Source organism: Sphingomonas echinoides, assembly GCF_029623395.1.
Classification (GTDB): Bacteria; Pseudomonadota; Alphaproteobacteria; order Sphingomonadales; family Sphingomonadaceae; genus Sphingomonas; species Sphingomonas echinoides_A.
Genome location: NZ_JAPYKK010000073.1, coordinates 1 through 3,238, shown reverse-complemented (window position 1 = coordinate 3,238; position 3,238 = coordinate 1). Strand labels below are relative to the sequence as shown.

The 3,238-nt window shown below is 70.7% G+C and carries 7 protein-coding genes and 1 pseudogene; all 8 read left to right on the top strand.

All coding sequences use genetic code 11. From position 1 onward, the window contains the following. Window positions 1–896, top strand: an 896-nt coding sequence (locus QBJ92_RS20430; protein ID WP_277971527.1) for a phage major capsid protein, incomplete at its 5' end; no start/stop codon positions are given. An 89-nt stretch (window positions 897–985) separates the two neighbouring features. Further along, the gene (locus QBJ92_RS20425) at window positions 986–1,540 is read left to right on the top strand and encodes a head-tail connector protein (protein WP_277971526.1); all 555 of its coding nucleotides are present in this window, start codon (window positions 986–988) and stop codon (window positions 1,538–1,540) included. Then, window positions 1,537–1,734: a hypothetical protein gene (locus tag QBJ92_RS20420; protein WP_277971525.1), complete on the top strand. Its 198-nt coding sequence runs from the start codon at window positions 1,537–1,539 to the stop codon at window positions 1,732–1,734. The genes QBJ92_RS20425 and QBJ92_RS20420 overlap by 4 nt, the downstream gene beginning before the upstream one ends. Further along, complete coding sequence (gp17, locus tag QBJ92_RS20415; RefSeq protein ID WP_277971524.1) at window positions 1,731–2,117, top strand: tail completion protein gp17; 387 nt, start codon at window positions 1,731–1,733, stop codon at window positions 2,115–2,117. Before QBJ92_RS20420 ends, gp17 begins: the two co-directional genes overlap by 4 nt. After that, window positions 2,114–2,521: a phage tail protein gene (locus QBJ92_RS20410; RefSeq protein WP_277971523.1), complete on the top strand. Its 408-nt coding sequence runs from the start codon at window positions 2,114–2,116 to the stop codon at window positions 2,519–2,521. The genes gp17 and QBJ92_RS20410 overlap by 4 nt, the downstream gene beginning before the upstream one ends. Next, window positions 2,518–2,826 carry a gene transfer agent family protein gene (locus tag QBJ92_RS20405; RefSeq protein WP_277971522.1) on the top strand — a complete coding sequence of 103 codons (309 nt, stop codon included), beginning with the start codon at window positions 2,518–2,520 and terminating at the stop codon, window positions 2,824–2,826. The genes QBJ92_RS20410 and QBJ92_RS20405 overlap by 4 nt, the downstream gene beginning before the upstream one ends. Then, window positions 2,826–3,029, top strand: a complete 204-nt coding sequence (locus tag QBJ92_RS20400; protein ID WP_277971521.1) for a phage tail assembly chaperone — start codon at window positions 2,826–2,828, stop codon at window positions 3,027–3,029. The genes QBJ92_RS20405 and QBJ92_RS20400 overlap by 1 nt, the downstream gene beginning before the upstream one ends. After that, window positions 3,019–3,238: pseudogene (locus QBJ92_RS20395) on the top strand (tail tape measure protein); the annotation flags it as partial. The gene QBJ92_RS20400 and the pseudogene QBJ92_RS20395, both read left to right, overlap by 11 nt.

Below are 3,238 nucleotides of genomic sequence, written 5' to 3'. Positions count from 1 at the left end.
TTACCGGCGTGTCCGGCGACGCAGGCGGCTATGCGATCCCCAAGGAGATCGACAGCGTGATCGACGCGACGCTCAAGGCGGCGTCGCCGATGCGGGCGATCGCCAATGTCGTCCAAGTCGGGTCGGCGGGGTATCGCAAGCTGGTGACGACCGGGGGCACGCCGTCTGGCTGGGCGGCGGAGACCGATGCGCGGCCGGGGACCGCGACCCCGGTGTTCACCGAAATCGCCCCGCCGATGGGCGAACTCTATGCCAACCCGAGCGCGAGCCAGGCGATGCTCGACGATGCCGCGTTCGACGTCGAGGCGTGGCTCGCCAATGAAATTGCGCTCGAATTCGCCAAGGCGGAGGGGAGCGCGTTCATCACCGGGAGCGGGGTCAGCCGCCCCAAGGGGTTCCTCCAGGCGACCACCGCCGCGACCGCCGACGCATCGCGCGCGTTCGGGACGCTGCAATATCTCGCGAGCGGGGCGGCGGGGGATTTTCCGACGACGCCGCAGGACCGGCTGATCGACCTCGTCCAGGCGCTCCGCGCGCCGTACCGGCAAGGCGCGGTGTTCCTGATGAACGCGACCACGCTCGCGCGGATCCGCAAGTTCAAGACCAGCGACGGGCAGTTCCTGTGGAGCCCGAGCCTGAGCGGTGCGACGCCGGGGACGTTGCTCGGCTATCCGGTGATCGAGAGCGAGGACATGCCCGATATCGCCGCGAACAGCCTGTCGATCGCGTTCGGCAACTTTAAGGCGGGCTATCTGATCGCGGAACGTCGCGAGACCGTGATCCTGCGCGATCCCTATACCAACAAGCCGTTCGTCAATTTCTACGCGACCAAGCGGATCGGCGGGTGCGTGTCGAACAGCGAGGCGATCAAGCTGATGAAGTTCGCGGTTTCCTGAGCGGATCGGCGGCCAGAAAGGGCGGGCGGCGCGCGGTTTGGGGATGGATCGCGCGCTGGCCGCCGCGATCGTGGTGCAAAGGAATCGACATGATCGAGGATAATGGCCCGGGCGTGGTGACGCTCGGGGCGGGGGATCGTGCGCTCGCGGTGGCGGCGGTCAAGGCGGTGCTGCGCGTCGCGAGTGCGGACGAGGACGAGCTGATCGCCGCGTTCGCCGAGACCGCGCTGGGGCTGGCGGAACGCTTCCTGGGGCAAGTGACGATCCGGCGGACGATGCGCGAAAGCTTCGGCGTGACGGGCGGGTGGCAGCGGATCGGCGCGGCGCCGGTCCGCGCAATCACGCAGGTCGAGACGGCGGCGGGGGTGGCGCTCGCGGCAACCAGCTATGCGATCGACATCGATCCGCAGGGCGAGGGCTGGGTTCGCGTGAGCGATGGCGCGAGCGGCACCCGCGTGGTGGTGTTCGACGCCGGGATGGCGAACGACTGGTCGGGGGTGCCGGGGCCGATCCGGCAGGGGGTCGTATTGCTCGCGGCGCATCTGTTCGATGCGCGCGAACATGCCACGCCGCCGCCGCTGGCGGTGACCGCGCTGTGGCGACCGTTCCGGCGGATCCCGCTGCTGACGGGAAAGCATTCATGATGGACGGGCTGAAAGAGCGCGGTCGCGCGATCGGCGAAGCCGCGGCGGCGCGCGTGCGGGGGCGGGTTGCGACGACTCTACGCGAAACGCTTCCCGAGGCGGCGGTGGAGGAGGTCGGTGACGACCTAGTCCTGACCGGACGGGTGACCGCTGACGATCCACGGCTGCGCTGGATCGGGAGTTTGCTGCGATGAGCGCGGAGAGCGTGCTCCAGACGGCGGTGCTGGCGAAGCTGCGCGCGATTGCCGGGTTGAACGGCGTCTACGCCGGTCCCCCGGTGCGCGCGACGCCGCCGTTTGCCGAGCTGGGCGAGCTGATCACGCTCGACTGGGGGGCGAAGGATCGCGCCGGGCGGGAGCTGCGGCTGCTGGTGACGCTGCGCGACGCGGGCGAGACGGCGGTGCGGCTGGCGGCGCTGTCCGCCAGCGTCGGCTCGGCGATCGAGGGTTTGCCGCGCGACCTGCCCGGGTGGCGAGTCGCGAGCGTGGTGCTCGTGCGCAGCCGCAGCTGGGGGACGAGCCCCGGCCAGTGGAGCGCGAGCGTGGATTACCGGATTCGCATGATGGAGGGTTTATGAGCGTGGAACGGGGCAGTGCCTTCTTGCTGAAAGTGGGGAATGGCGCGACGCCGGTCGTCTATCAGACGGTCGCGGGGCTGCGGACGACGCAGCTGAGCATCAACGGTGCGTTGGTGGCGGTGACGTCGAAGGATTCGGGCGGGTGGCGCGATCTGCTGTCGGGGGCGGGGGTGCGCAGCGTCAGCGTGTCGGCGGCGGGAGTGTTCGTCGGGTCGGCGGCGGAACTGCGGATCAAGGCGAATGCGCTGTCGGGGGTGCTCGACGATTATCGGCTGAGCTTCGAAAGCGGCGAGACGCTGACGGGGAAGTTCCTCGTTTCGCGGCTCGACTATGCCGGGGATTATAACGGCGAGCGCAGTTACACGCTGAGCCTGGAGAGTTCCGGGCCGGCGGTCGCGGCATGAGCGCGAACCCGGAGCGTGGCGAGGCGGAATTGCGCGTCGGGGGCGAGCGGCTGGTGTTGCGCCCGAGCTTCACCGCGTTGTGCGCGGCGGAGCGCGAGCTGGGGCCGCTGTTCGCGCTGGTCGAGCGCGCGGCGGCGGGGTCGCTCGCGCTCGGCGAGATGGTCGCGTTGTTCTGGCACTGCCGCGTCGATGCGCCCGAGGCGATGACGCGCGAGGCGATGGGCGAGAGCGTGGTGCGCGCGGGGCTTGCCGAGGCGACGCCGGTGTTGCGCGTGCTGCTCGGGCAAATCCTGGCGGGGCGGTGATGGAGCGGTTCGCCGAGGCGAGCGTGCGGCTCGCCGGGTTGGCGGGGGCGGTGCTGGGGTGGGCGCCGGAGGTGTTCTGGCGCGCGACCCCGGCGGAGTTGGGCGCGGTGGTGGCGGTGCTGACGGGCGCGGGCGATGCGGTCGCGCCGCCCGATGCCGCGACGATCGCGCGGATGCAGGAGGCGTTTCCCGATGGCGGATGAAATCGAACGGCTGGTGGTCGGCGTGCGCGCGGATACCGTGGGCTTCGCGCGCGACGTGGACGCGATGCGCGCGTCGCTGGAGGGGCCGCTGGCGAGCGGGGTGGACCGCGCGGCGCGGACGATCGAGGGTGCGCTGGGCAAGGCGGTGCGGACCGGGTCGCTCGGGTTCGAGGATTTGCGCAAGGTCGCGCTCGGGGTGCTCGACGACA